This is a genomic window from Desulfosporosinus meridiei DSM 13257, assembly GCF_000231385.2.
Taxonomy (GTDB): domain Bacteria; phylum Bacillota; class Desulfitobacteriia; order Desulfitobacteriales; family Desulfitobacteriaceae; genus Desulfosporosinus; species Desulfosporosinus meridiei.
Genome location: NC_018515.1, coordinates 950,287 through 975,836, shown reverse-complemented (window position 1 = coordinate 975,836; position 25,550 = coordinate 950,287). Strand labels below are relative to the sequence as shown.

The 25,550-nt window shown below is 42.8% G+C and carries 28 protein-coding genes, 1 rRNA gene and 1 pseudogene; 7 read left to right on the top strand and 23 right to left on the bottom strand.

Annotation, left to right across the window (positions count from 1 at the left end; genetic code table 11):
* Window positions 1-19: 19 nt before the first annotated feature.
* The 13 genes from DESMER_RS04490 to DESMER_RS23720 form a co-directional block, all read right to left on the bottom strand.
* Window positions 20-682 (bottom strand): HD domain-containing protein, encoded by a 663-nt coding sequence (locus DESMER_RS04490; protein WP_014901876.1) that lies wholly within the window; start codon window positions 680-682, stop codon window positions 20-22.
* Complete coding sequence (locus tag DESMER_RS04485) at window positions 679-1,452, bottom strand: EcsC family protein (RefSeq protein ID WP_014901875.1); 774 nt, start codon at window positions 1,450-1,452, stop codon at window positions 679-681. The genes DESMER_RS04490 and DESMER_RS04485 overlap by 4 nt, the downstream gene beginning before the upstream one ends.
* 114 nt (window positions 1,453-1,566) lie before the next feature.
* Window positions 1,567-1,857, bottom strand: coding sequence for a preprotein translocase subunit YajC (gene yajC / locus DESMER_RS04480; RefSeq protein ID WP_014901874.1), 291 nt, complete (start codon window positions 1,855-1,857; stop codon window positions 1,567-1,569).
* 101 nt (window positions 1,858-1,958) lie between these two features.
* The gene (gene tgt / locus DESMER_RS04475) at window positions 1,959-3,077 is read right to left on the bottom strand and encodes a tRNA guanosine(34) transglycosylase Tgt (RefSeq protein ID WP_014901873.1); all 1,119 of its coding nucleotides are present in this window, start codon (window positions 3,075-3,077) and stop codon (window positions 1,959-1,961) included.
* A 63-nt stretch (window positions 3,078-3,140) separates the two neighbouring features.
* Entirely contained in the window at window positions 3,141-4,163 is a 1,023-nt protein-coding gene (gene queA / locus DESMER_RS04470) for a tRNA preQ1(34) S-adenosylmethionine ribosyltransferase-isomerase QueA (protein WP_014901872.1), read from the bottom strand.
* A 40-nt stretch (window positions 4,164-4,203) separates the two neighbouring features.
* Entirely contained in the window at window positions 4,204-5,553 is a 1,350-nt protein-coding gene (locus DESMER_RS04465; RefSeq protein WP_014901871.1) for a SpoIID/LytB domain-containing protein, read from the bottom strand.
* Between the two features lie 84 nt (window positions 5,554-5,637).
* Window positions 5,638-6,663 (bottom strand): Holliday junction branch migration DNA helicase RuvB, encoded by a 1,026-nt coding sequence (ruvB, locus tag DESMER_RS04460; protein WP_014901870.1) that lies wholly within the window; start codon window positions 6,661-6,663, stop codon window positions 5,638-5,640.
* A 292-nt stretch (window positions 6,664-6,955) separates the two neighbouring features.
* The gene (gene ruvA, locus DESMER_RS04455; protein WP_014901869.1) at window positions 6,956-7,558 is read right to left on the bottom strand and encodes a Holliday junction branch migration protein RuvA; all 603 of its coding nucleotides are present in this window, start codon (window positions 7,556-7,558) and stop codon (window positions 6,956-6,958) included.
* Window positions 7,555-8,052: a crossover junction endodeoxyribonuclease RuvC gene (ruvC, locus tag DESMER_RS04450; protein WP_014901868.1), complete on the bottom strand. Its 498-nt coding sequence runs from the start codon at window positions 8,050-8,052 to the stop codon at window positions 7,555-7,557. Before ruvC ends, ruvA begins: the two co-directional genes overlap by 4 nt.
* Before the next feature lie 74 nt (window positions 8,053-8,126).
* On the bottom strand, window positions 8,127-8,495 hold the full coding sequence (locus tag DESMER_RS04445; RefSeq protein WP_014901867.1) for a hypothetical protein: 369 nt from the start codon (window positions 8,493-8,495) through the stop codon (window positions 8,127-8,129).
* Window positions 8,496-8,601: 106 nt separating this feature from the next.
* Window positions 8,602-9,345, bottom strand: coding sequence for a YebC/PmpR family DNA-binding transcriptional regulator (locus tag DESMER_RS04440; RefSeq protein WP_014901866.1), 744 nt, complete (start codon window positions 9,343-9,345; stop codon window positions 8,602-8,604).
* 100 nt (window positions 9,346-9,445) lie between these two features.
* Complete coding sequence (locus DESMER_RS04435; protein WP_014901865.1) at window positions 9,446-9,946, bottom strand: Uma2 family endonuclease; 501 nt, start codon at window positions 9,944-9,946, stop codon at window positions 9,446-9,448.
* Window positions 9,947-10,103: 157 nt separating this feature from the next.
* Entirely contained in the window at window positions 10,104-10,259 is a 156-nt protein-coding gene (locus DESMER_RS23720) for a hypothetical protein (RefSeq protein ID WP_158405956.1), read from the bottom strand.
* Between DESMER_RS23720 and DESMER_RS24255 the strand changes: the two are divergent.
* A pseudogene (locus tag DESMER_RS24255) lies at window positions 10,198-10,510 on the top strand (DUF3102 domain-containing protein); the annotation flags it as partial. The gene DESMER_RS23720 and the pseudogene DESMER_RS24255 overlap by 62 nt on opposite strands.
* Before the next feature lie 171 nt (window positions 10,511-10,681).
* Complete coding sequence (locus tag DESMER_RS04430; protein WP_014901864.1) at window positions 10,682-12,004, top strand: glycosyl hydrolase family 18 protein; 1,323 nt, start codon at window positions 10,682-10,684, stop codon at window positions 12,002-12,004.
* A 61-nt stretch (window positions 12,005-12,065) separates the two neighbouring features.
* On the opposite strand, the gene cysK is transcribed toward DESMER_RS04430, so the two are convergent.
* The 6 genes from cysK to hypF all read right to left on the bottom strand — a co-directional run bounded on the left by cysK (window position 12,066) and on the right by hypF (window position 18,179).
* Complete coding sequence (cysK, locus tag DESMER_RS04425) at window positions 12,066-12,986, bottom strand: cysteine synthase A (RefSeq protein WP_014901863.1); 921 nt, start codon at window positions 12,984-12,986, stop codon at window positions 12,066-12,068.
* A 169-nt stretch (window positions 12,987-13,155) separates the two neighbouring features.
* Window positions 13,156-13,566, bottom strand: coding sequence for a DUF3842 family protein (locus DESMER_RS04420; RefSeq protein ID WP_014901862.1), 411 nt, complete (start codon window positions 13,564-13,566; stop codon window positions 13,156-13,158).
* A gap of 19 nt (window positions 13,567-13,585) precedes the next feature.
* Entirely contained in the window at window positions 13,586-14,578 is a 993-nt protein-coding gene (hypE, locus tag DESMER_RS04415) for a hydrogenase expression/formation protein HypE (protein ID WP_014901861.1), read from the bottom strand.
* Window positions 14,579-15,676: a hydrogenase formation protein HypD gene (gene hypD / locus DESMER_RS04410; RefSeq protein ID WP_014901860.1), complete on the bottom strand. Its 1,098-nt coding sequence runs from the start codon at window positions 15,674-15,676 to the stop codon at window positions 14,579-14,581. It lies immediately after the preceding gene.
* The gene (locus tag DESMER_RS04405) at window positions 15,654-15,884 is read right to left on the bottom strand and encodes a HypC/HybG/HupF family hydrogenase formation chaperone (RefSeq protein ID WP_014901859.1); all 231 of its coding nucleotides are present in this window, start codon (window positions 15,882-15,884) and stop codon (window positions 15,654-15,656) included. Before DESMER_RS04405 ends, hypD begins: the two co-directional genes overlap by 23 nt.
* Complete coding sequence (gene hypF, locus DESMER_RS04400) at window positions 15,885-18,179, bottom strand: carbamoyltransferase HypF (protein ID WP_014901858.1); 2,295 nt, start codon at window positions 18,177-18,179, stop codon at window positions 15,885-15,887.
* A 367-nt stretch (window positions 18,180-18,546) separates the two neighbouring features.
* Here hypF and DESMER_RS04395 point away from each other — a divergent pair, with 367 nt between their 5' ends.
* From DESMER_RS04395 to DESMER_RS04380, 4 genes are read left to right on the top strand one after another with little or no spacing between them, the layout of a single operon-like run.
* Window positions 18,547-19,623, top strand: a complete 1,077-nt coding sequence (locus tag DESMER_RS04395) for a hydrogenase small subunit (RefSeq protein WP_014901857.1) — start codon at window positions 18,547-18,549, stop codon at window positions 19,621-19,623.
* Entirely contained in the window at window positions 19,623-21,185 is a 1,563-nt protein-coding gene (locus DESMER_RS04390; protein WP_014901856.1) for a nickel-dependent hydrogenase large subunit, read from the top strand. The genes DESMER_RS04395 and DESMER_RS04390 overlap by 1 nt, the downstream gene beginning before the upstream one ends.
* Window positions 21,186-21,201: 16 nt before the next feature.
* Window positions 21,202-21,792, top strand: a complete 591-nt coding sequence (cybH, locus tag DESMER_RS04385) for a Ni/Fe-hydrogenase, b-type cytochrome subunit (protein ID WP_014901855.1) — start codon at window positions 21,202-21,204, stop codon at window positions 21,790-21,792.
* A 2-nt stretch (window positions 21,793-21,794) separates the two neighbouring features.
* Window positions 21,795-22,283, top strand: coding sequence for a HyaD/HybD family hydrogenase maturation endopeptidase (locus DESMER_RS04380; protein WP_014901854.1), 489 nt, complete (start codon window positions 21,795-21,797; stop codon window positions 22,281-22,283).
* Between the two features lie 98 nt (window positions 22,284-22,381).
* Here the strand turns inward: DESMER_RS04380 and hypB are convergent, their stop codons facing one another.
* Together hypB and hypA are read right to left on the bottom strand one after the other, a co-directional pair.
* Window positions 22,382-23,062: a hydrogenase nickel incorporation protein HypB gene (gene hypB, locus DESMER_RS04375; protein WP_014901853.1), complete on the bottom strand. Its 681-nt coding sequence runs from the start codon at window positions 23,060-23,062 to the stop codon at window positions 22,382-22,384.
* A complete protein-coding gene (gene hypA, locus DESMER_RS04370; RefSeq protein WP_014901852.1) occupies window positions 23,062-23,403 on the bottom strand; it encodes a hydrogenase maturation nickel metallochaperone HypA in 342 nt (113 codons plus the stop codon). Before hypA ends, hypB begins: the two co-directional genes overlap by 1 nt.
* A gap of 386 nt (window positions 23,404-23,789) precedes the next feature.
* Here hypA and DESMER_RS04365 point away from each other — a divergent pair, with 386 nt between their 5' ends.
* On the top strand, window positions 23,790-24,011 hold the full coding sequence (locus DESMER_RS04365; protein ID WP_014901851.1) for an alpha/beta-type small acid-soluble spore protein: 222 nt from the start codon (window positions 23,790-23,792) through the stop codon (window positions 24,009-24,011).
* Window positions 24,012-24,185: 174 nt separating this feature from the next.
* Here DESMER_RS04365 and DESMER_RS24620 read toward each other — a convergent pair whose 3' ends face one another.
* Together DESMER_RS24620 and rrf are read right to left on the bottom strand one after the other, a co-directional pair.
* Window positions 24,186-25,049 (bottom strand): methyl-accepting chemotaxis protein, encoded by an 864-nt coding sequence (locus DESMER_RS24620; protein ID WP_014901850.1) that lies wholly within the window; start codon window positions 25,047-25,049, stop codon window positions 24,186-24,188.
* 349 nt (window positions 25,050-25,398) lie between these two features.
* Window positions 25,399-25,514, bottom strand: a 5S ribosomal RNA gene (rrf, locus tag DESMER_RS04355).
* Between the last annotated feature and the right edge of the window lie 36 nt (window positions 25,515-25,550).

Sequence of the window (25,550 nt, the reverse complement as noted above, 5' to 3'; positions counted from 1 at the left end):
TGCCACAGAAAATTCACTATTAGAGTAGCTTTACCTCGTTAATCTTTAATTCAAATTTTGTCTCTAAAAAAATCGCAGCTTTGCGGGAAAGAAGCATCCGTGCCAGAAATATCTCGAAGTATTCCATAACCGGACAAATTTCCGTGTCAATTGTTAATTCTAAAGCAATACGTTCTTTTGGATAAACACGCAGAAAGGATTTCTTAACCGCATAATTAACTCTATCATGAATGTCAAACTTTACCGGTTCTGAATTTCTTACTCTGGATCTGTGAACATCTGATTTATCAGCTAAAATCAAGGACGCTGAAATAACATTAACCGGGTTACCATCTTGCTCATCATGATTTCCAATTGCCCCAATAATGATTGCGATTTCCTCGGGATTCATCTTATGGCGTTCCAATATTCCTGCCGCCAGAATTGCCCCGGAGTGAGCATGATCCACACGGTTCACGGCATTTCCAATGTCATGTAGATAGCCGGCAATAGCAGCCAGTTCACACTCCCTATCGGAATGCTCCATTTTCTCTAAAATATTTGACGCAATATGAGAGACCAGGCCGGCGTGCCTTAGTCCATGCTCTGTATAGCCTATAGCCGCAAGATGGCGGTTTCCGGCATCAATAAGAGCTTGTACATAAGGATCCGCTTTAATTTCTTGCAGAGTGACCTTTGTCAAAGTTTAACCCCTCCCAAAATTCTCATTCTATAACAATTGATACCTACAATTCCCAAATCGTCTAATAGCCCATAATTTGCCCAGGCCCCCACAATTATACCCAAACCAGGTATGAGCTGAAGTGTTTTTCGGAAATCAATGGCATCTCGATACTCTCGCTGAAATTGTTCCCAATTAACTTGCTGCAAACTTTCTTTCTCCACCGGCCAATTTCCTATGTTCTTATCCCAATTTAGAATGACATTATAAAGTTCGGGGCGTTTCTCTTGACTTGAGAATGCCAGTTGAAAAACATATAACAAGAATAGACGCTCTCGATAATCTTCGGTAGAAAACCCATAAATATGCGCTAACTCAAAAAGAAATTTCATTTTGATTACGATAAGAGCCGGAAAGTCCGCTACCGCTAATGTAAAGCCGCCTGCACCGGTTCCGGCCCCTTCTGCTGCAGCAATTTTTCGATATTTGGTTAAGAGGCCCTGGGCCTTCAAGTCGCGTTCTCGTAAGCTTATTCCATAAATTGTGGGACTATTGGGTACATACTCAAGTCCAAAGACCACGGATTTAATCAATCCTTTAACAGTCGCGGTAATTACAGTATGGACTTTTTGAGGTATTATTTTGTCATTTACCTTGGTTTGAATGACTTTTGAGGTTCGTTCCACCAAGCCCGGCCTTTGCAACAATTTCCTAACCCAGTGATTTAAATCTGCTCGCACATGCTCTTCATACATTTCTTCATTATTTTTGGGATCTTTATAGAAGGGCACAGTGTTCACCTCGTTTACAGTTATGTACAGTATAAGCTTAAAAAGCAAGTGGTCTTGCCACTTGCTTTTGCCTATTCTTGCTTTTACTAAGTTTAAATCTACTAATAGAATAAACTACTTGTCCTTTTCTAACTCAATATCACGGTTCTCTACACTTACTATGCCACTTTTGGCCAACTCTATCTCTACTTTTTCAGCAATAAGCAACATTACAGAGTCTTCTTTGACTTTTGTGATTTTACCATAGATCCCACCGGTTGTAATTACCTGATCTCTGGTGCGAAGATTATTCATTAATTCCTGACGCTTTTTAGCTTGTTTTTGTTGCGGTCTAATCATGAGAAAGTACATTATCCCAAAAAAGACCACAAAATACAGGACTAAAGTTAAGGTAGATTGATTCAACTTATATTCCTCCTTTATTTATCTCCTAAACTACTTCACCATATCATAGCAAAAATCCTTCCGAATTACTAAAAATATAAGCCGCTTTTGCGCACTTCTTGTTATTCATACCCATAATCAGAAAAGCACTTTTCCCGGTATTCCGGCAAACGGTCTTCCTTAATTGCTTCCCTAACTTCATGCATTAGGATCTGGAGATAGCGCAGATTATGAATGCTCATTAAGCGAAGGCCTAAAATTTCTTCTGCTTTGAGCAGATGTCTGATATAAGCACGAGAATAATTCCGACAGGTATAACAATCACAGGATGGGTCAATGGGCCCAAAATCCCGAGCAGATCCTGCATTCCGAACAATTACTTTGCCAAAACGAGTCAGTGCTGTCCCATTCCGGGCAATCCTGGTTGGCAGCACACAGTCAAACATATCGATTCCCCTCATAACACCTTCAATCAGTGCATCCGGTGATCCTACACCCATTAGATAGCGGGGTTTTTCTCTCGGGAGTAAAGGAACGGTATAGTCCAACACTTCATACATAATATCCTTGGGTTCTCCGACACTTAAGCCCCCAATAGCATAGCCCGGCAAATCTAATTCCGTGATCTCTGCCGCACTTTGTCGTCGCAGATCTTCGAACATACCTCCTTGAACAATCCCAAACAAGGATTGTTTATCCGTCGTAGTTAAAGTTTCCTTACAACGCTTAAGCCAGCGCGTGGTTCTTTCCAAAGAATCCTTAGCATATGTATGAGTACACGGATAAGGTGCGCACTCATCAAAAGCCATTACCACATCAGAGCCCAGAGACATTTGAACCTGCATTGATATTTCGGGACTTAGGAATTGACGAGATCCATCAATGTGTGATCTGAATTCAACCCCTTCTTCTCTTATAGTACGCATATCTCCTAAGCTAAACACTTGAAAACCGCCACTGTCGGTAAGAATTGCCCCATCCCAGTTCATAAAGCGATGAAGCCCCCCTGCCTCTCGAACCAATTCATGCCCCGGGCGCAAGAACAAATGATACGTGTTACTTAAGATCATTCCAGCCCCGATTTCTTTGATCTCTTCCGGGGTCATAGTTTTCACAGTCCCTTGGGTTCCAACCGGCATGAATACGGGAGTTTCTATAGTTCCGTGAGGTGTATGCAGCTTACCTAAACGAGCCTTCGTTCGAGAATCTTCCTTAAGTATTTCCAAATATACGGCAGCCAAACCTATTCACTTCCTTCTTAAATTTAAAAAGCATCCCGAACCTCTGGCCAATTGCATCGGGCTTTATAATATAAGCATAGAATCTCCAAAGCTATAGAATCTGTATCTCTCCTGAACAGCATTCTCATAGGCTTTTAAGATTAGTTCTCTCCCCGCCAGGGCACTAACCAACATGACCAAAGTAGACTTTGGAAAATGAAAATTGGTCAGAAGGACATCTACAATTTGAAACAAATAACCTGGATAAATAAAAATATCCGTCCACCCTTCACCGGGTGTGACCTTCCCCTTATGTCCCACAGATTCTAAGGTTCGTGCTGCGGTTGTCCCTACGGCGATGACACGACGCCCCTCTAATTTGGCTCGGTTAATTTGCTCCGCTGCTTCAACTTCAACACGATAGTACTCTGAATGCATGGCATGTTCGCTGATATCCTCCACTTTCACCGGGCGAAAAGTTCCTAAGCCAACATGAAGGAGAATCTCAACAATTTCCACTCCCTTCATCCGGAGTTCATCTAAGAGCTCAGGGGTAAAATGCAACCCAGCTGTGGGGGCTGCAACAGATCCTCTCTCTTTGGCATATACCGTCTGATAGCGCTCTCGGTCTTCTAATTGAGCAGTTATGTAAGGTGGAAGGGGCATTTGCCCCAGCTCATCGAGTATAGTTTCGAACATTCCTGAATAACTGAAATGAATCCTTCTGTTCCCATTCGCTAAAATTTCCTGGAGTTCTCCGACTAATATTCCGTTTCCAAAGCTTACTTTTTGCCCGATCTTAAGACGCTTTCCGGGTTTAACCAAAGCCTCCCATACATCAAGTTCAAGTCTCTTAAGCAAGAGAACTTCAATTTTTACTTCAGTTCCTTCTTTTTCCCCGATCAACCGTGCAGGAATAACCCGGGTATTGTTTAATACAAGGACATCGCCTTTGATTAATAGTGACTTCAAATCCCTAAAAGTGTGGTGTGCTATTTCTCCACTTTCGCGATTAACAACCATTAACCTGGAAGTATCCCGAGGCTCTACCGGATGTTGGGCAATTAAGTCCTCAGGTAATTCGAAATCAAAATCTGAGACATTCAATCTTTCTTGCTCCTTCATTATGACTTACTGAAACAGTCATCTATACTTTGGATATAAGAACATTGTTATAATAATAAGTCAATATCTCTTGATATTTAAAACCTAATTGGGCCATATGATAAGCACCCCATTGTGACATTCCTACCCCATGTCCCCAACCTTGCCCTTCAAAAATAAAGACTGCATAGGGCTGAGGTTTATCGTTAGTTCCTAATGATGAACTGAGGATTTTAGACAATAATGGCCCCTGCCCCTCATCAGGCTGCTTTGTTAAATCCAGAAATCCAGAATATCCAGCAGAGTTAAAAGGCCCATCAGATATAGATTTTTTAGATAAACTACGGTTTGAAACAACTGTCTTAGCCTCAAATAAACTTCCTAAAAAAGCTTCTTTTCGTATCGGTTGACCAAAAGGATAGAAAGCTTGGACAAATGCTCTGCCTTTAACAATCGTGGCCTGACCGAATTCATCTTCCAGCCTTACATTTTTTACCCTTCCTGAAGGGAACTTATTAAGTTCTACTTCTCGTACAGGGCCTAGCCCAAATGTTGAACCCAGGAGAGGCGCAGATACGATAAATCTCCAATGATTGACAGCACCTCCAACTCCTTTCGAGTAAGGATCAGGATGGGATATATTATGGAGATCTGCATTTCCCCAAACATTTTTAGCATCCTCGGTATGCCCGCCACTATGTGATGAGTAGAGGGCATCGATGGGTTGCTTAGTCTGGGCATCTACAAGGATTTCCCCTCGCGTTGCTTCGATTGCCTGTGAGGCCTCTCCTTCTACACTTAAACCTGAATAGGCTTGATGGATATCCGGCGAATCTGTTATTAGCTTGCTATTACTTAGCTGTCTAACAAGATAAGTTCTGGCTGCTACAGCCTGAGCCTTAAGGGCCTCAAGACCTCCATTAGCCCACTCGTTGCTCATCTCAATTGGCACTACCCCTTTTAAGTAGTCTTCACTGTCAACTTGATTAATCAGACGCCAATGACTATCTTGCCAATTAAGTTGTAATCCCCCACGATAGCTTGCCGCTTTGCCCTCAGGAGTTTTAATCCGTAGACTCCCGGAGTTAAGTGCGATAATTTCTAACAAAGAACCGTCAATTACTCTAAACTCTTCATGGTTTATCCTCAAGACGGGAGTCCACCCTCCCCAACCAACCTGAAGAGTCGAGCCAGCGGGAAACTTATAGGACTCATTCCCTAATTTAAGCAGATAATCCCCTTTATCAATGTCTACCTGGATCCACCCCGCTTGGCTAAGATTCCAGACAAGCTCAACTGAGATCATCTTTGCGGTGCAAGGTGCGGGCTGCGCCAGCACGATTAATAAGGATACTATCCATAAACAGAGCAACCGATACATCATCTGGAGCATGCTTTCACACCCTTAAGTTTGCTTTTATGCTCAGATTGCCCTTTTTCCTCATCATATATGCTCGCAAGTCAGTGACATATAGAACTACTCTGGGAAAAGCTCGGTTTCGGCACGACTCTGAGGCATCGGATACCCTAGATGCTGATAAGCCCTTGCTGTAGCCACTCGCCCACGCGGGGTACGTTGTAAGAATCCCATTTGCAATAAAAATGGTTCAACCACATCTTCTAAGGTAACCGACTCTTCTCCAATTGTCGCCGAAAGGGTATCCAGTCCGACAGGTCCACCAGCAAATGTCTTAATAATCGTCTTTAGGGCTTTTTGGTCAATTTGATCCAAGCCCTCTGGGTCAACATCTAAGCGATTGAGGGCCTCCTTGGCAATAGACTGAGTAACAGTTCCGTCTTCCCAAACCAGAGCAAAATCTCTAACTCTCTTTAACAAGCGATTCCCAACTCTAGGGGTGCCTCTTGAACGGCGGGCAATTTCCTCAGCCCCGTCGGCGGTAATTCTTAAGTGCAGGATACTCGCCGCCCTGAGAATAATTTCCTTTAAATCTTCGACTTCATAGAATTCCAACCGACTGATAACCCCAAAACGGTCACGTAAAGGAGAGGTTAATTGTCCAGCACGGGTCGTTGCTCCTACTAAGGTAAAGGGTGGAAGGGACAAGCGGATCGAGCGAGCGCTGGGTCCTTTTCCGATGACAATATCCAGACATGCATCTTCCATGGCAGAATACAAAATTTCTTCTGTTGCACTGCTTAAGCGGTGTATCTCATCAATAAAAAGCACATCACGGGGTTCTAAAGCGGTTAGAATCGCAGCTAAATCACCGGGACGTTCAATCGCCGGGCCGGAGGTGGTACGAACACTTACCCCCATCTCCGCAGCAATAATATTCGCGAGAGTTGTTTTTCCCAGACCGGGCGGCCCATACAATAAAACGTGATCCAGTGCTTCCCCGCGAGTGGATGCGGCTTGGATAAAAACGCTTAAATTTTCTTTAACTTTTCTCTGCCCAATGTAGTCATTAAGGCGCTGAGGACGCAATCCCTCTCCTTCGCGATCTACAGGCTGTTCCTGCGGCGCAACCAGACGTTCTTCCATATTCTAACCCCCTCTCGCAACCATCAAAATTTAATATAATACAGAGCAAGGTTGTTTGCAAATCCTCCGGTTCTACCGGAACTCCTTTGATTCAGACCCGCAACTACCCAAACTATGTTAATTCTTTCTTATTCCCTGAATCTCCTGCTTTTGAGGCATAATTAAATGATTTAACGTCCTTGTGAGACTAGCATTAATAAAGGCCTCCACAACATTGGGAGACCTTTACTTTCTCTGTACATATTAATAATCTCTATAGAGGACACATTTTTGAATCAATAGGGAAGCAACATTAGTGCCCGGAGGCGAGAAAACGCAGTGCCTTCTTTACTTGCTCCTCCGTCGTCAATTCCCCGCCGTCTTTTAAGGCCCGGCTCAGAGCCTGACGTGCTTCCTCCAAGCCAAATCCTAAAGCCAGTAGGGTTTCCTGAGCTTCAGAGTGACTCTGAGACAAGGGTTCAGAAAACGAACCGCTTTCATTAGCAGCTAAATTATGCCCTTTAAATTTCTCTTTCAGTTCTAGAATTAGCCGCTGGGCTGTCTTTTTTCCGATACCAGGAACCTTTGTTAACAAGTTAAGATTTTCACTTGCAATGGCGCTTTCAATCTGTATCGCTCCAAAGGTTGAAAGTAGGGATATAGCTGCTTTGGGACCAATTCCTGAAACACTTAACATTTGAAGAAAGAGCTGTTTCTCTTCAAATGAAGAAAAACCGTAAAGAGATAAATCGTCTTCACGCATAACCACGTGAGTGTAGACGATAAGTTCTTGCCCGGGGTGTATCTTTGCTAAAAGTCCATAGGGAACCGTCAGCAGGTACCCAGTGCCCTGTACATCCATCACTAAACGCTCACCTTGGATTTCCCAAACCTTGCCCCGCAACATTCCAATCATCTAAACTCTCCAATCTTCTGGTTCAAAGAAAAGCTGTGTGCATGACATATTGCCAGCGCCAGGGCATCCGCAGTATCGTCGGGTTTCGGAATATCTTTGAGTCCTAATAATCCTCTAACCATTTGTTGAACTTGGGCTTTTTCAGCTCTTCCATACCCAACTACAGCTTGTTTAACCTGTAAAGGAGTATATTCATAAATTGGTATGCTGTGTTGAGCTCCTGTCAACAAGACAACACCCCGGGCATGCCCAACAGATAGGGCGGTTGTAGTATTGCTATTAAAAAACAACTCTTCTACGGCAATATGATCGGGTGTGTGCATACGCAGATAAGGGTCAATCTGCTCGTACAGCATTAGCAACCGTTCCGCCAAAGGCGTGTGAGCAGGAGTTCGCCAGCAAGAATAGTCGATTGGCCTTAAGTCATTACCCTTTTGCTCAATTAATCCATACCCCATAATTGCAGTTCCTGGGTCAATTCCTAAAATAATCATTTACGTCTTCCTTTCCATCCATATAGATTTCGACAGAAGACGGCTGATTCCCTTTCTCTCTTCTCTATTCTGTTTTACTCAAGCCATAATGATTCCGTTGCCGAGTCAATAAATGACTGAACTTCATCTAGGGAATAGAACTCAACTTTATGGGCCATTTCTACAATCTCCTTAGGCCAAGACTCCACACATAAGCCTGAGAGGACAACATTCCCATTCTCGCCGGGTTTTCCTTCGATCACAGAAAGGACTCCCTGCTCCACACCAAAATGATAGCTTTCTCTTTCGGAAGGTTCACTTGACAATTTTTGTTCCGAATCAAAAGTATTCAACACCGAATGGGCCTGATCTTTGTTAGACCACCAAAAAGTTGCTGCAGGTACTATGCCGCCAATTGCCAAGCCAATAACAAGAACTAAACTGATGACTTTCCACTTTGACATAATGAAAAAAACCCTCCTGACTATAATTTAAATAACTATAGTCTTACCAAGAGGGCTTAATTTAATAATTTTACGCTGCAAAAAGTGAACTCGTTCAACTACCAGCTCACCAGTTAAGCCCTTCTGCTAATTCAAAGTTAGAATAAACCCCCTGAATATCATCATGGTCCTCCAACTTATTCATCAAATTAACAATCTTACGGGCTTGATCCGGATCTGTAATTTCAATGGAGTTCTGTGGAATAGGGCTAAGCACCGACTCTTCAATAGTAATTTTTTGATCAATAAGAGTTTGCCGTACCGCCTCCATGTCTGGGGGTGAAGTTAAAACAACAAACCCCTCCTCATCGGATTCAAAATCCTCAGCTCCTGCATCTAAAGCTATCATCATCAAATCATCTTCAGTTATCTTTAGCCCCTCACGCAGGATTCTAAGCTGCCCTTTGTCTTCAAACATCCAGCCTACACAGCCGGTCTCACCCATATTTCCACCATTCTTGGAGAATATATGCCGCACTTCACCTGCAGTTCGGTTGCGATTATCCGTTAGGATATCGATCATAATCGCTACTCCACCCGGCCCATACCCTTCATAACGCAGCTCTTCATAAGTTGCACCTTCTGTTCCGCCGGCCCCTTTTTGAATAGCTCTTTGAATGTTTTCATTGGGGAGGTTTTGTGCTTTAGCATTTTCTATGGCAATCTTGAGACGGAAGTCATTGACATCTCCTCCACAAGCCCGGGCAGCGATTAACAATTCACGACCCAACTTAGTGAATATTTTTCCCTTTTGAGCATCAGCCTTACCTTTTTTATGTTTAATGTTTGACCACTTTGAATGTCCTGACATTCTGTTAATCCTCCTTATGCTAGTCACTATCAGATAGTTTAGCATAGGGTAATTTCTCTTGTAAAGGTATATTAAAACTTGTCAGTATACATATCACTCTTTAAATTACCGCAAAAGCCTGCCGAAGCGTAAATGTATGGCAGATCCTAAATGCACCTAATCCGTTAGAACCGAAAAAATATTCCTTAACACCTGCTACTTCATAACGACGAAATTTTACCTTTAAATCTACTTGCATTGTAGAGGGCGATGTAACTTCAATGACTAAGTCAGGGCTGCCTTTACAGCCATGTTGATCAATCAAGTGTTTATTACAGATAAGAGATAGATCGGGTTGAACAACGGTCTTTACGTTTTGTTCATCCTCTTCTTGATCGCAGAGACGCACATCAAAGGGCGCTGGGAAAATCTCGCGGCCTTTTCCTTTTAGGAATACATTAAAGGCTGTGGCTAGTTCTCGAATAACCCTCTGATGATTCGACGATGGAGCAGATGTCATATTGTAGGCAATACCGTCAATGATTTCCCATCGCTCATCAGAAGGCCATCCTAAGTAGTCTTGATAAGTGTAAAGTGACCCATACGCCAAAATATTTCCCATAATCCACTCCCCCACCACTTACCAAAATATGTTATGTTGTGATGATATCATACCCGATTCCGTCTTACAACTTTTAAGTACTGCTTTGCTAGACACCGAGGCAAAGAAATGAAGGAGGTTACTCTCTGAAAGAAAAACCATGTCCGAACGGGTGGTTTTAGCTAAGGGATGTTGCCAGCCAAGCCTTCACCATCTGAAGTCCGTCTGCGTATGCTGTAATTAAAGCTATTAACATGTAGGCGGGAATCAAAATAGATGAATCCATCACGGAACGTACGCCCCTGATCATCGCAAATGAGATTAATAGAATCAAACAAGATACTTCTAAAATCATGCTTACCAGTGCCATCGAGATCAGCAGGCGCCTGAAGGAAGCTAAGGCCCCGCTCCCCTATGGAGTATGAGGAAAATAGCCGGTGGAATCGGCTAGCTATTCCCAGCGCACAGCCAACAAGCTGATGCAGCTATTTAAAGGAATATGGAGATAAACTATTCGCTGCCGGCAATGAAGGCTACAGGTCAAATTCGCCGGCGCTGGCGAATTTGACCTACTACCAGGCTCTCTCCTGTAGGAAATTCCGGAAGGTTAGGGGGAGAAATTGATCATCTATTAACCTCTAGTATGTAGTTAGAGTTTTTAGGCTAAATATGTACCTCCAAATAATAAAGAGCATAGAATATCTAAGTTAGATATTCTATGCTCTTTGCTGAAATTAAAAGAGAGAGGTGACAGCTTTGGCGACTTTGAAACGGGGTTCAAGAGGGGCTGAAGTAAAAGAACTCCAGTCATTATTACATAGGTTAGGCTACAATCCCGGAACAGCAGATGGGATATTTGGCTTGAAAACCCTGCAAGCTGTAATTCAGTTTCAAAATGACAGCGGCTTGTCACTCGATGGGGTTGTAGGACCTATTACTTGGCAAGCTCTTCAAAGCAAAGACCAAGGGTACCAAATATACACGGTTCAATCTGGAGATACCTTCTATAAAATCGCCTTAAAGTTCAACTTGAGTTTATCCTCTCTAATTGCCGCTAACCCCGGAGTTAACCCTAACCAAATAAGAATTGGACAGCAGATGCTGATTCCCAAAACTCAACCAAAACCTGTACTTATCCGATCAGTCGGTGGATGGATTCCATATTGGCTTCAAACTCAGGCCTTTCGATCCGTGCAAAATCACCCCGACATGTTTCAAAACCTGTCTCCCTTTTGGTACGAAGTAAAAGCATCCGGGGAAATTATAAAATATCCCGGCGCGGAGGACAATTCCATACTTTCCTTTGCCCGGACACAGGGTATTAAGATAATCCCTCTTATAACAAACGCCTTTAGTAGTGAACAAATCTCGGCAGTGCTTAACGACCCAATTATTAGGCAGTACCATGTTAACAATATTGTAAAACTACTAAGGCAATTTAATTATGACGGTATCGACATTAACTATGAGAATTTATTTGTAAGTGATAGAGAGATCTTTGTTATATTTCTTCAGGAGTTGAAAATAGCTCTTGCGGCAATAGGTAAGCAACTTATAGTAACAGTACATGCCAAACCAGATCCATTCGGGGACTGGAGCGGTTCCGAAGCTCATGATTATCTAGGGATCGGCCAAGCAGGGGATGCTGTTCGGATAATGGGGTATGACTTTCATTGGTCTGGTAGTGAACCCGGTCCAATCGCCCCTGCCGATTGGATAGATAGAGTACTGGCCTATGCAGTTACTACGATCCCCAAAAGCAAAATAGTTCTCGGGGTACCCACTTATGGTTATGACTGGCCCCTTGAGCTAGGACAAGTGGGCAGAGGAATAACTTATAGCTATGCCCTTTCCACAGCCCGACGCTACAATACTCCCATCATTGAGGATATTCAACAAGGTCCTCATTTTATCTATAGGGCAAATGAAGTCGTCCATGAAGTTTGGTTCATAGATGCCACTTCTTTTGCTCCCCTTTTAGATCTAGTAAATAAATACGATATTAAGGGGATAGTTATCTGGTACCTCGGTGCTGAAGATCCGAAGATTTATGATGTCATTCAGACAAGTTTCAGGTAAGCGTGTAGAGCCAGTCAAAAGTCCCCTCGTCCAAAATTAGACGAGGGGACTTTTACCTTACCTATCGATTACTAAATAGTTCCGTGCTCAAATAACGTTCCCCAGTATCCGGAGCTAAGACAACGAGGTTTTTCCCCTCACCTAACGTAGCTGCTACCTGAAGGGCTGCACTGACTGCCGCTCCACAGGATATGCCTACCAGAAGTCCTTCTTCGCGAGCCATACGCCGTGCTGTTTCCATGGCTTCCTCATTACTGACCTGCATAACTTGATCTAGGATTGACTTGTTCAATACTTCCGGTATAAACCCAGCACCAATTCCTTGAATTTTATGCGGACCAGGTTTCCCACCAGAGATGACCGGAGATGAAGCCGGTTCAGCTCCGATGATCTGAATTTTTGGCAGACGAGCTTTTAGCACCTCTCCAACTCCGGTTATTGTACCCCCGGTACCGATTCCGGCAACAAAGGCATCAATATCCTTCAATTGCTCAAGAAGTTCTAATGCCGTTGTCTTACGATGAGCTTCCGGGTTAGCAGGATTTTCAAATTGCTGAGGCATAAAATAATCGGGGTTTTCGTTGAGTAGGCGTTTAGCTTCGGCGATAGCCCCATTCATTCCTTCCGCTCCGGGAGTCAAGATAAACTCCGCTCCATAGGCAGCCATCAGCATCCGTCGCTCAACACTTAGGGAATCGGGCATAACCACAATCAAGCGGTAACCTCGAGCAGCCGCGATCATGGCTAGTCCGATCCCTGTATTCCCGCTTGTCGGCTCAATTATAGTACCGCCGGGACGAAGTATCCCTCGCTCCTCGGCATCCTTAATCATTCCCCAGGCAATCCGATCTTTGACACTTCCGCCCGGATTAAAGAACTCCACCTTAACATAGACGTTAGCCATACCAGGCTTAACTATCCGTTGCAGACGAACTAAAGGGGTCTTTCCTATTAATTCTGTAATATTGTCAACAACCCTCATATTAATTACCCCATTTCATATCAATTTACTATGTTTTGATAATAGCAATCAATATTACCTTTGTCAAGTATGCCCTTTTAAGTAAAAAAGATGACAGACGTTCACCCCCGAACAGAGATCACAGGGGGACGGTTACTCGTCTTAAGCTAACAAGTAAACCGTCCCCTGTTTAACCCTTCAGGCGTTCCTCTACTACCTCTACCAGAGCTTCAATCTGGTGAGGCAGAGGAATGCGCTGGACACCTATAAGCTGAACATTTCCACGTTGAATAGGCAGCAGCAATTTTTCTGCTTTGCTGGCCGAAATTGCTGTAGCCATAGTTGCCGTAATCTCTCCCAATAGACCATAAACCATCATAATCGCTACTGAACCAATAATTATATCCACTCGCTCCACGTTATAACATATCGCTGACTCCCCAGATGCCCCCTCTGTGGCCCCTGCCCGCAGCATGGCACCGGTTGCCAAGGCATTTGTACCAAGGGCAAGAATATTGAGATCCGGAATCTTTTTGCGTAATTGTTCTACAATGTGTTTACCAATACCGCCACCTTGGCCATCGATGACTGCTATCCGCATAATACCGCCTCATACTTTCTCAACATATCCGGGGAAGATGTTCGCCCTCAAGCATACCGACGATGCGTTTCCCCCCAAGGAAAGTTTCCAAAAGCACGAGCCCCGACTTTCCTTCTTGTACTATCCCAATACGAGTTGCATTCTGTCCCAAAGGATGAGATTGCATCTTTAAAAGCACTTCGTCCGCAACTTCGGGAGCTACAATAACTAAAGCTTTTCCTTCGTTTGCCAAATATAGAGGGTCTAGACCTAACATCTCACACGCACTTTCAACACTTGGCAACAAGGGCAAGAGCTCCTCTTTTAAGAGCATACCCACTCCAGCTTGTTGTGCTAGTTCATTAAGTGTTGTCGCCACACCACCACGGGTAGGGTCTCTCATGCACTTAACTCCGGGCAAATAAAAAGTATCTATTAGTTTATTTAATGGAGCACAGTCACTCAGCACAGGTGTTTGAAATTCCAGCCCTTCTCGCTCAGACAAAATTGCAATCCCATGATCCCCAATGGTTCCGGTAATAATAATCTCATCACCGGGCTGAATTCGCTTAGGTTCCACTAAACGATCGGTAACGTATCCTATCCCTGTTGTATTTATGAAAATCCTATCAGCACTTCCACGCTCTACGACTTTTGTATCCCCACAAACCACCAATACTCCAGCTTCGACAGCGGTCTCTGAAACACTTTTAATGATCTGTTCTAATTCTTCTATAGGTAAACCCTCTTCTAAAATAAGGGCCAGGGTTATAAACTTCGGAATTGCACCACTTACTGCTAAATCATTGACCGTTCCACAGACCGCAAGCTTACCTATATTTCCACCCCGAAAAAATAAGGGCGATACTACAAAAGAGTCTGTTGACACTGCAATCTGCTCCAATCCCGGTAAGAGCACTGCATCATTCATTTGATTCAGGTAAGCATTTCCTAGGTGTTTCTGAAAAAGATTAAGAATTAATTCATGACTTAACCGACCACCGCTTCCATGTGCCAACATAATGCGATCCAACTAATCCACACTCCTTTGGGCGTAACGGTGATAAGCCGCACACGACCCTTCTGTAGACACCATACATGGTCCAATAGGCTTCATTGACGTACAATGCTTAGCAAATAAAGGACACTGGGTGGGATAGATTACCCCTCTTAAGACATCTCCACAACGACAGCCGGGCGTCTCCCGAGATTGAAAAACAGGTAAGGAAAATTTCCGAGCAGCATCCCATGGACTATAGTCTGCCCGTATACCCAAACCACTTTGTGGAATAATTCCTATCCCCCGCCAGGATGCATCAATCCTCTCAAAAACCCGCTCGATAAACATCTTGGCCTGGGGGTTACCCTCCGGCTTAGCCACGCGCTGATATTGGATTTCAATGTCTGAGCGACCTTCAGCACGTTGCCGAAGGAGCATGGCAATCCCCTCTAAGATATCTAAAGCTTCAAATCCAGTAACAACACCTGGTTTACCATAATCTTTGGCCATAAATTTTATAGGCTCTATTCCGATAATCGAGCAGACGTGCCCCGGATCAAGAAAAGCATCCACCAATAATTGTTCGTCTTCTGCTAATAACTTTAAAACAGGGGGCACTACTTTGTGCATAGACAACACACTATAATTTTTTATTGCTTCACGTTTAGCAATTTCTAAACTCACCGCTACTGTCGGGACTGTGGTTTCAAAGCCAATACCTAGAAAGACAACTTCTTTGTCGGGATTTTGACGAGCTAACTCTAAAGCATCCTGAGTTGAATAAACAACTCGAATATCTCCTCCTTCAGCTCTCAACTCTTGTAGATTTTTCTCTGTGCCCGGTACTCGAATCATATCTCCGAAGGTTGCAGTTATTACATTTTTCTGAGCTGCCAAGTACAAATAGCGATCAATATCTCCATTGGAAGTGACACAAACCGGACACCCCGGCCCCGAAACCAATCGTATACTTTTCGGCAACAACTCACGTATGGCATTTTTAGCTATGGCAACAGTATGTGTTCCGCATACTTCCATGATGGTAAATGGACTTTGCGCTAAAGACTCAATCTCCGCAAGCAGTATACCTGCCTTTGCCGCAGACTCCCTACTCCCCCTCTTCATAAGCATTAGCCACCTCCAGCAGCAGTTCTTCCGTTTCTTTGGCGCTTTCATCATCAATAACGCTGATGGCAAACCCGGCATGAACTAACACGTATTCGCCAATTCCAACCTCTGGAACCAAGTCGATACTGACAACCCGTTCATTACCCATCATATCTACCTTGGCAATCGATCCCTCAATCATGATTACTTTAGCAGGAATGGCTAAACACATTTATAACACCTCATTCGCAATTAATGCCTGTCCGAAGGCTAATCCACCATCTCCCGGAGGAAGGCTTCGAGAACGCAAGACCTTTATGCCATGTCTCTGACAGTTTCGCAGAACTGCTTCTGTTAAAAGCTTATTCTGAAACACCCCACCGCTTAAAACCATGGGGCCATCCCCTACCTCCAGCTGCAGGGCAATATCTACAATAGCCTGGGCAATTGTCATATGAAACCGATAGGAAATTTCCTCTTTACTCACACCGAGTAAAACATCTTGAATAAGATCTTCAAAAAGTGCTCTTACTCCCAGTATTAGAACCCCCTCCTCTACTCTTATTTCATAAGAATAAAGGACTTGAGAATTCTTTTGACTGCTTTCTTCACCTTCAAGATGATCCTGCAAAAAACCAGCTCCAACACTTTCCAGTTCAATAGCAGCTTGACCTTCATAAGTAACCTTTGTACACACACCTATTAAGGCACTGACTGCATCAAACAGTCTGCCTGCACTTGAGGTTTGAAAGAGTTGAACCCCCGTGTCAACTTGGCGGTCGAGAATCCGGCGTTCCATGTTGGCAAGAGACCTCCACAAAGGTTTAGTCTTTTCCCAGGCTTCACCCCTCAAAAGAGTTTTAACATAGGCATAGGCAATTCGCAAAGGGTGTTTCGCGCCGGCATCCCCCCCAGGCAACCCTAAATACTCCAGATGTGCCTTGCGTTCATAACCGGATGAGTTCCCATAGAGAAATTCAAATCCCCAAATACAATGATCATCCCCGTAGCCAGTCCCGTCGCAGATAACTCCGAGAGTAGGTTCAGTTCTGTCCCATTCTCCCAAGACACTGACTAAATGTGCGTGATGGTGCTGTACAGCACACTTTGGCCAAGGCTGCTCCAAAGCAAAATTAGTAAGTTGATAGTTTGGGTGTTTATCATGGGCAACCGCACTAGGCACAATGTTAACGACTCGTTGCAAGGATTCTAATTCCTGATGAAAACGCTGGAGATTTTCATATCCTTCCATATCCCCAATGTATTGACTCACAAAAGCCCGCTGCCCGGCAACAAGGCAAAATGAATTTTTTAGTTCGCCCCCCACACCAAGGAGGGGAGTCTCGACTTGATAATTGCTCATCAAAATCGGTAAAGGGACATAGCCCCGTGCCCTGCGGTGAAAGACAATTTCATCGCCAATCAATTGAACCACTGAATCATCACAAGGATGATAGATATCCCGATTGTGCATTAAGAAATAATCCGCAATTCCTTGTAACTCTGCTAACGCTTCATCATTAGAATAAATCAATGGCCGTCCACTAAGGTTAGCACTCGTCATAATTAAAAAGTCATATGAACCCTTAAATAATTGATGATGTATTGGGGCATAAGGGAGTAGGATGCCCAGAGTCTGTATACCGGGTGCAATATCCTCCGATAATCCCTCTCTTGAAGCAAGTTTTCGTTCTAGGACTACGATAGGGGCTGATGAGCTGGTTAAAAGCTCCTCTTCTTTAATAAGAACATTTACCTGCTCGCGAGCAGCTGTTATAGACCTGGCCATAATCGCAAAAGGCTTGGAGCCGCGTTCCTTTCTTTCTCGCAGCCGGCGTACAGCTTCAACGTTTCGGGCATCGCAAACCAGATGAAATCCTCCCAGCCCTTTTACCGCAAGAATTCCGCCTTGGGACAATTGATCAACACCAAGACCCGGGAGGGATCGACCACTTCCATCCGTTAGTTGAAACTTCGGCCCACAGTTATTACAGGCAATCGGCTGAGCATGAAACCTCCGATTTCTTGGATTCACATAGTCTTCTTCACAAGACTTGCACATTTGAAATTCTGACATAGTTGTTAATGCCCTATCATAAGGCACGTCATAAATGATTGTATAACGAGGCCCACAATTTGTGCAGTTTGTAAATGAAAATTGATAAAATCGACTCTTAGAATCCGCCATATCCGCAAGACAATCTCGACAAGTTGCTACGTCCGGCGAAATTAATACGTCCGCCTTAGACTCAGCTTTACTCTCAACAATTTTAAATGTCTTATAATAGCTTGGCTCAACATCAATAGCTTGTGCAGTAACAATCTTTGCTAATGGGGGAACTTCTTTAAGCAAACGATCATAAAACAAGTCAAGCTTATTCCCTTCAGCATGGATTGTTACACCATGACTTGAGTTATTTACCCACCCCTTGATCCCCAGCTCTTCTGCAAGTTTATAAACAAACGGTCGAAAACCTACACCTTGAACTATACCATTAAAAAAAATGGTTTTCGCTTCATTTTTCATTTTTGCTTAAACCAACTTTCACGGTTATAATTACAATTTTTAATAATGATACTCTTATTGTACACGCCAGGCTCTCTATACTTCAAGTAATTAGCTTAATATTTAGTCATTTCAGACCTATTAAGGCCGAGTACTGACTTATACCAACAACAAAACGAAACAAATGCAGCGATCAGGCTCTCCTTTGATAATTTCTAATCATAGAAATTTCTGATTAGAAAATAATAAATTAATATTAATAATCTTCAAAATATTCACTATATATGAAGGAAACTTAGATCTTCCCGCGAATATACCTTACATATATAGTAAAAATCTCATGCACTCATCCCATTTGGAATTAAAATCAGGAGGTGTTCTGCAAAATATGGGTAATTTTGATTTACTCAACGTCAAAGGGGTTTCTCGGCGTGATTTCATAAAATTAGTTGCAGCAACAACAGCAGCCCTAGGCTTACCCGAGCTTATCGTCCCTAAAGCAGCCAGTGCGTTAGAACAAGCACTAAAGAAGCCACCGGTTATCTGGTTGGAAGGGATGGATTGTACCGGTTGTACGGAATCGGCAATTTCTACCCTGAATCCTTCACCCGCTGAACTCATTCTAGATATGCTATCCATACGCTATCATGAAACTATTATGGCTGCATCAGGTCATACATCTGAGGAAGCATACCAGGCAACCTTAAAAGAAAATTTCGTGTTAGTTGTAGAGGGTTCCTGCCCCTCTAAAGAAGACCGGTTCTGCATGGTAGGTGGAAGACCATTCCGTAAAATACTTATTGAAGCTGCTCAAAAAGCCCAAGTGATTATCGCCATTGGAAGCTGCGCTTCTGAAGGTGCCGGTATCCCAGGTGCCTGTGCCACAGGTGCCGTAGGGGTAGCAGAGCTTCTCAGAAACGAGGGAATTAACAAGCCGGTCATAAATCTTCCCTGTTGCCCAGTTAAACCTACAACTTTAATTGGCACTATTCTATATTACCTAACCTACCAAAAGGCACCAGCCCTGGATTCCCAAAATCGTCCGATAGCTTACTATGGCTCTTTACTGCATGACAACTGTCCTCGACGCGGTCACTTTGAAAACGGAAACTACCTTACAGACTGGAATGATCCGATTCAAAAGGAGTATTGCCTGATCTTAAAGGGCTGCAAAGGTCCAAAAACATACACTGACTGTGCACAAGTATGGTGGAACGACAATGCCAACTTCTGCATTAATGCAGGATCTCCATGTTCCGGATGTTCAGAAAAAGACTTTTATAATGGATTTAGTCCTTTATATGCTAAACAAGAGATCTTTAAGCTGCCGGGAATTGGCCATGTTGACGCTGATACCGTAGGGTTCGTTGTTGGCGGGGCCGCGGCAATAGGACTGGGAGCACATTTAATTGCCACAGCAGCAAGCGGAAGATTGGGCAACAAGGATCATAAGGAGGACATGTAATGGCGAAAGTAGTAATCGATCCTTTAACACGTATTGAAGGACATTTAAGAGTTGAAGTTGAGGTTGAAAATGGAAAAGTTGTTGACGCTCATATCATAGGAACAATGTACCGTGGAATTGAGGCAATGCTCCGTGGCCGTGACCCCCGTGATGCCACCTTTGTTACCGAGCGTGTATGTGGCGTTTGTGCAGGTTCCCATGGTTGGGCATCTTCACTGGCCTTAGACAAAGCTTACGGGGCAAATGTCCCCGCCGGAGGTCGGCTTATCCGAAATCTAATTATTGGAGCCATGTACCTCCATGACCATCCTCTGCATTTCTACCATCTAAGTGCCCTGGACTACTTAGATGTCATGGCAGTCGCTCAATACCAGGGTAAAGATCCAGGTCTTCTGGCAGTGAAAGATAAAATTGTCAAACTTGTGACTGCCGGAGATACAGCCCCCCTTACTCCACGCTATAAACCAGATGATTTTAGCGTTAATGATCCAGAGTTAGTGACCACGGCTGTTGCCCACTACCTTAAAGCCCTTGAGATGCAAGCAAAGGCTAAGAAGATGTCGGCACTGTTTGCTGGAAAACAACCCCATCAATCCTCTATTGTCGTCGGTGGGGTAACAATGCTTCCAAGTATTCAAGTGGTAGAGCAATTCCGCTCCATGCTTTATGAGCAGCTCGATTTTATTGAAAAAACCTATTTACAAGACGTATTAACATTTGGTACCGGCCCACTTCTGCCCTTAGCTCAGGCAGGTGTCGGAGGAGGAAGTCCAAACTATCTGTCTTATGGCGGATTTGCCCGTGACGATGCCGGTAAAGATATGTTCTTCAAAGCCGGAGTCATTATGGATGGTAATTTAAGCAAAATCATTCCTGTAGATGAGTCTAAAATTACAGAAGACGTTCAGTATTCTTGGTATAAGGCAAGCGCTATGGGTAAAACACCCTACACAGAGGATACAATTCCGGATCTTGATAAAAAAGGAGCTTATACCTTTGTTAAAGCGCCCCGCTATGATGGTAAACCTATTGAGGTTGGCCCTCTCGCTCGTATGCTTGTAATGCAGCCTAAAGGTCTTATGGATATTATCGCTAAGTATGGTATAAAGCCCGGTGCTGTCGCACGTCATGCTGCCCGAGCCTATGAAACTCTCCTGATGGCTAAAGATATGTTCAATTGGTTAGATGCCTTAGAGAAGGAAATGGGATCTAAAAATTTCCGCATTCATGATACTGATCATTGGGAGGCTCCGGCCACAGGACAAGGTGCAGGTATGACAGAAGTCCCTCGCGGTTCTCTGGGTCACTTTATCAAAGTAGGGGATCATAAGATTGAGAACTATCAAATGGTCGTTCCGACTACTTGGAATTTTTCTCCAAGAGATGATAAAGGGGTCCGTGGTCCAGTGGAGGAAGCACTAATAGGCGTCCCGGTTCCCGACCTTGAGAATCCAGTCAACATTGTCCGAGTAGTACGCTCTTATGACCCTTGTCTGGCTTGTGCGATCCATCTCATCCATCCGGAAACAAACAATATTAAAAAATTCCAGATCGGCTGGTAATAAAGGAGGGAAGGACATGTCTAGCCAATTAGACTTAGACCACCCATTGTTTCAACGCGTTAGCCACTGGATCAATTTAATCAATTTCTTTATATTAACTATTACAGGTTGGTTCATTCATTCCCCTTACCCAGGGATGCCTATGAACCTCATGCGGAATTTACACTTCATTTTTATGTATCTATTAATTATTAACGGAATTGTCCGTTTCTATTACTCCTTTTTTGGCAAAAATAAAGACTATGATACATTTCTGATCAACTCACAGGACATTAAAACATTTTGGCCACAAATAAAGTACTATTTATTTATTGGCAAACACCCTGAAACCGGAAAATATAACCCTCTCCAAAAAACGGCCTATATTGCCTTGCCTATCATGGCTGTGGTTCAAGCGGTTACAGGGTTTATCCTTTACAAGCCTGTGGAATTAGCTAATGCAGCAGGATATTTTGGAGGTTTAGCAGCCGTTCGCGGAATCCATTACCTCTTCATGTGGTTATTTATGGCTGTAATCGCTGTTCATCTTTATCTAGTTTTCACATCCGCCTATGAGCAATTTCTGTTTATGTTTTTTGGTAAGAAACGAAAGGAGAAAAGCGCATAGCTATGCAATCGCCAAAAATTATGGTGATGGGGGTAGGAAATATCCTCTTGTCTGACGAGGGATTAGGAGTTCGGTTTTTAGACGTATTTGCAAAAGATAAGCTCCCCGACAATGTAGAACTGCTTGAGGGGGGCACGGCGGGACTTGAACTTGTTCATCTAATTCTGGATGTAGACTTTCTCATTATCATAGATGCGTTTAATGCTAATGCTGAACCTGGAGCATTGTTCCGCTTTCATCCCGGTGATCTCCAAGTAATCCCAGAGCAATATGAAGTATCCTTTCATCAAATTGGGATTGTCGAAGTACTGACTCTGGCTAATGTATTAGGGCATGCCCCACAAACCTTAATTTTCGGTATCCAACCAAAAAGTTTGGAGTGGGGGTTAGAAATAAGTGCCGATATTGAAGCACTATTTCCTCGCTTGAAAGAATTAGTTCTTAAAGAGATAGACTCTATTCGTTACGAAGGAAAATTCACTGCAACTTAAAAATAAGAGCCTTTCACCTACTTTAACTGGGTTAAAGCTAAGTGAAAGGCTCTTATTTGTTGAAATTACCCATATGCGGAATATCATTACGATGTAGTCTAATTCTTATGTTCCTGATAATCATTAACTTGTTGACTTAGCCAGTTTATCCAATCATTTAAGCCGTCTCCGTTACGACAAGATACTTCAAAAATTCTTATCTCTGGATTTATGGCTAGAATATCCCGTTTCATTGATTCCATATTAACATCTGTAAGCTTTTCAAGATCCATTTTGTTTAGAATAACAGCCTTAGCATTGCGAAAAATAACGGGGTATTTTGAGGGCTTATCATCCCCTTCAACAATGCTAAGAACTATGACCTTAAATTGTTCCCCTAAATCAAAATCTGCCGGACAAACTAGGTTTCCGACATTTTCGATGATCATCAGATCCATAGCAGTCCAATCAAAGTCAGGTAAAACTTTGTTGACCATTTTACTATCAAGATGACAGCCTCCGCCGGTATTGATCTGTATCACAGGTACCTCGTAAATAGCTATGCGATCTGCATCTTTACTAGTAAATATATCCCCCTCTATTACACCGACACACAAATTTCTCGTTAAGAGGGGTAACGACTTTTCTAACAGTGAAGTCTTTCCTGCTCCCGGTGAGCCAATCATATTAATTGCTAAACAATTATTCTTTCTGAAATGCGCACGATTTTTCTCTGCCTGTGTATCATTTGAGTTAAGTAGATTAGCCATTACCTCAATTTCACGACGGCCTAATTCCATTATTCCACCTCCAGGCTTTCTAATAATAATTCTTCACCACAAATTATTTTGATATTTGAGTTTTCACAATTGGGGCACAGAAAAAACATACTCTTTACTGAAAATTCCTTCTGACAATTTGAGCACCGAGCAATTACGCGTACACGCTCTATAATCAACTCTGCACCTTCAGCTATAGTATCCTTAGAATAAGCCTCGAAGGCCATTTGAAGGGCATCAGGTTCTGCATTAGTGAGTTCCCCGACCTTTAGTTTAACTTGAATCACCTTTTTTACGTTATGCTGGGAGATAGTTTGTTCGATGACTTCAAATACTCCCCCCATTAAAGACATTTCATGCATATTATTTCTTTAGTTAAGCAAAACTTGAAAAACTTAACCGATCCTTTCAATAAATTTCATTAATTCAAGTTTATCTACTTTTCAAGCCATTTTCTATTAAAGGGGTGGTTAAACGTATTTTTATGTTCCATGGCTAGCTAGCCAATAATTCCTGGAAGATAATATAATTATAATAAATATCTTTATAACATCTTAGATTCGACAGAAGGATTATTTTTCCTTTTAAAGTACTGGTTATTGTAATTTAAATTATGGTACCTTTTTCCTGAGCTTGACTTAGTTTGCTATCAAATAAATTTAATATGTATGTACTGTACGGATAAAAAAGTTCTTAATGGTTAATATAATAATGATTTCAAATACAACTGAGAAGGAGGATGGTCAATATGAGTCGAAACACACCTGAAGTTCCAGAATCCGAAAGCCAGTTGGATCAGCTTAAGTGGGAAGTAGCTGAAGAACTAAATTTAGATGACGATATAGAAGAAAAAGGGTTTGCCAATATGACCACTCGAGAAGTAGGTCAAATCGGGGGAAATATGGTTAAAAAAATGATTACCTTTGCAGAAAAAGAAATGGCCGAACAAGGGGCCGATGTTATAGACTAATATCTGGGTAGAAAAACCTAACTAATCTAGCAAAAGGGACGCGTTGAAAAACGTGTCCCTTTTGTTATTTAGAGCTTTCTTTGGTTGTCAGATATAATCATTTTATAGCACGATAGATTCTATTATATCCCATCGGAAGCATTGGCTCAAAGTAATGTACAAAGGAACATTTGTCTATAAACTTAAAGCAAGCGAATTTAACTCTCCGCTCACTTCTTGTAACCCTTCTACTAATACAGCAATTTCTTGATTTGCCTGTGCTTGTTCTCTTGTAATAGCACTGTTTCGCAATGAACTTTCAGAGATTCTTTCAATAATAGAGCGAAATTCTAATAGTAAGGCACTGATTTCGTTGGCCGACTGATTACTTTCATCTGCTAATTTTCGAACTTCACCTGCTACTACGGAAAAGCCACGGCCATTTTCCCCGGCCCGGGCTGCCTCAATAGCGGCGTTTAAACCCAATAGATTAGTTTGTTTGGCTACTTTACGAATAAAGCCTAAAATATCTGCAGTAGATTGAAGGTAGTTTTCACCCTCACGTGCTTCAGTCGCAATAACTTGACTAATAGAAGCCACTTCTTGAGCAGAGGCAGCGGTTTGTTGTACTGCACTCACCGCCTTTTCTATTGCTAAACTTAAAGCTTTTACTTGGTCTCGAATAATTTCTTTTAATTCTTCATCTCTCATCATCATCACAACCATACCAGCAGCAATTTTGGCCACCGGGGTGACAATATCTAAAGGCCCTGCTATTCCAAAGGTGCCAATTTTACTTCCATCTACTTTAATGGCTTGATTGTAGCCTTCTTTTAGCGTACCTCCGGAATTCACTGCTTCTTCATTAGTAACGGCAGTGTTATCAATATTTGTAGTCATTATTCTATGGCTTCCCTTATGCTCTACCCCTATTCTTGTTTGGGCAGAATCAGCGATGATTATCCCTGATTTATTACATACTATAACAGCAAACCCGCTTTGCTCATGAATAAAATCAACTATCTTATTCGCAATTTGATTGCTTAGCGTAAAGACCACAAACTCATCTCCTCTAAGAAAATTACCACTTGGGTTCTTCTATTATTGTCTGATGGCCAGACCATCTGTATACTGTATATCCCCAATTAATCTTATTTTAACACAATCAGCTTTGAAAAGTATGTTTTATTGTTCACTAACTCATCTTTTGAGTTATTCATGTTTTTTATGACTAAAAACTATATTTAATTGCAAATTTCGAACTAGCCAATTCACCTAATAGAGATATTATTGTAACCCCGACTCCCAAAATTCGCCCACGTGGGCGAATTTAAGACACCCCAGATGAGGTGGAAGGATGAACATAAAGAAAGACCACCTCATTCAGAGATGGTCTTTCGCTTGTTTTACCTGGCGATGACCTACTTTCCCAGGGGCTATGCCCCAAGTATCATCGGCCCTGGAGGTCTTAACTTCCGTGTTCGGTATGGGAACGGGTGGAACCCCTCCGGCATAATCACCAGATGTCTGAGATATCGCTTTCTTTCGAAGGCTGTTCTC

What these genes read in the sequence shown, in the direction of transcription:
- cysK (WP_014901863.1), bottom strand. Translation starts at nt 12,986, where the DNA reads ATGAGGGTTGTTGACAATATTACAGAATTAATAGGAAAGACCCCTTTA.
- hypD (WP_014901860.1), bottom strand. Translation starts at nt 15,676, where the DNA reads ATGCTTATGAAGAGGGGGAGTAGGGAGTCTGCGGCAAAGGCAGGTATA.
- DESMER_RS04365 (WP_014901851.1), top strand. Translation starts at nt 23,790, where the DNA reads ATGAGTCGAAACACACCTGAAGTTCCAGAATCCGAAAGCCAGTTGGAT.
- DESMER_RS04395 (WP_014901857.1), top strand. Translation starts at nt 18,547, where the DNA reads ATGGGTAATTTTGATTTACTCAACGTCAAAGGGGTTTCTCGGCGTGAT.
- DESMER_RS04420 (WP_014901862.1), bottom strand. Translation starts at nt 13,566, where the DNA reads ATGCGGATAGCAGTCATCGATGGCCAAGGTGGCGGTATTGGTAAACAC.
- ruvA (WP_014901869.1), bottom strand. Translation starts at nt 7,558, where the DNA reads ATGATTGGAATGTTGCGGGGCAAGGTTTGGGAAATCCAAGGTGAGCGT.
- DESMER_RS04390 (WP_014901856.1), top strand. Translation starts at nt 19,623, where the DNA reads ATGGCGAAAGTAGTAATCGATCCTTTAACACGTATTGAAGGACATTTA.
- cybH (WP_014901855.1), top strand. Translation starts at nt 21,202, where the DNA reads ATGTCTAGCCAATTAGACTTAGACCACCCATTGTTTCAACGCGTTAGC.
- ruvB (WP_014901870.1), bottom strand. Translation starts at nt 6,663, where the DNA reads ATGGAAGAACGTCTGGTTGCGCCGCAGGAACAGCCTGTAGATCGCGAA.
- hypB (WP_014901853.1), bottom strand. Translation starts at nt 23,062, where the DNA reads ATGGAATTAGGCCGTCGTGAAATTGAGGTAATGGCTAATCTACTTAAC.
- DESMER_RS04440 (WP_014901866.1), bottom strand. Translation starts at nt 9,345, where the DNA reads ATGTCAGGACATTCAAAGTGGTCAAACATTAAACATAAAAAAGGTAAG.
- DESMER_RS04380 (WP_014901854.1), top strand. Translation starts at nt 21,795, where the DNA reads ATGCAATCGCCAAAAATTATGGTGATGGGGGTAGGAAATATCCTCTTG.
- DESMER_RS04405 (WP_014901859.1), bottom strand. Translation starts at nt 15,884, where the DNA reads ATGTGTTTAGCCATTCCTGCTAAAGTAATCATGATTGAGGGATCGATT.
- ruvC (WP_014901868.1), bottom strand. Translation starts at nt 8,052, where the DNA reads ATGATTATTTTAGGAATTGACCCAGGAACTGCAATTATGGGGTATGGA.
- DESMER_RS04465 (WP_014901871.1), bottom strand. Translation starts at nt 5,553, where the DNA reads ATGCTCCAGATGATGTATCGGTTGCTCTGTTTATGGATAGTATCCTTA.
- DESMER_RS04445 (WP_014901867.1), bottom strand. Translation starts at nt 8,495, where the DNA reads ATGTCAAAGTGGAAAGTCATCAGTTTAGTTCTTGTTATTGGCTTGGCA.
- hypF (WP_014901858.1), bottom strand. Translation starts at nt 18,179, where the DNA reads ATGAAAAATGAAGCGAAAACCATTTTTTTTAATGGTATAGTTCAAGGT.
- DESMER_RS04435 (WP_014901865.1), bottom strand. Translation starts at nt 9,946, where the DNA reads ATGGGAAATATTTTGGCGTATGGGTCACTTTACACTTATCAAGACTAC.
- hypA (WP_014901852.1), bottom strand. Translation starts at nt 23,403, where the DNA reads ATGCATGAAATGTCTTTAATGGGGGGAGTATTTGAAGTCATCGAACAA.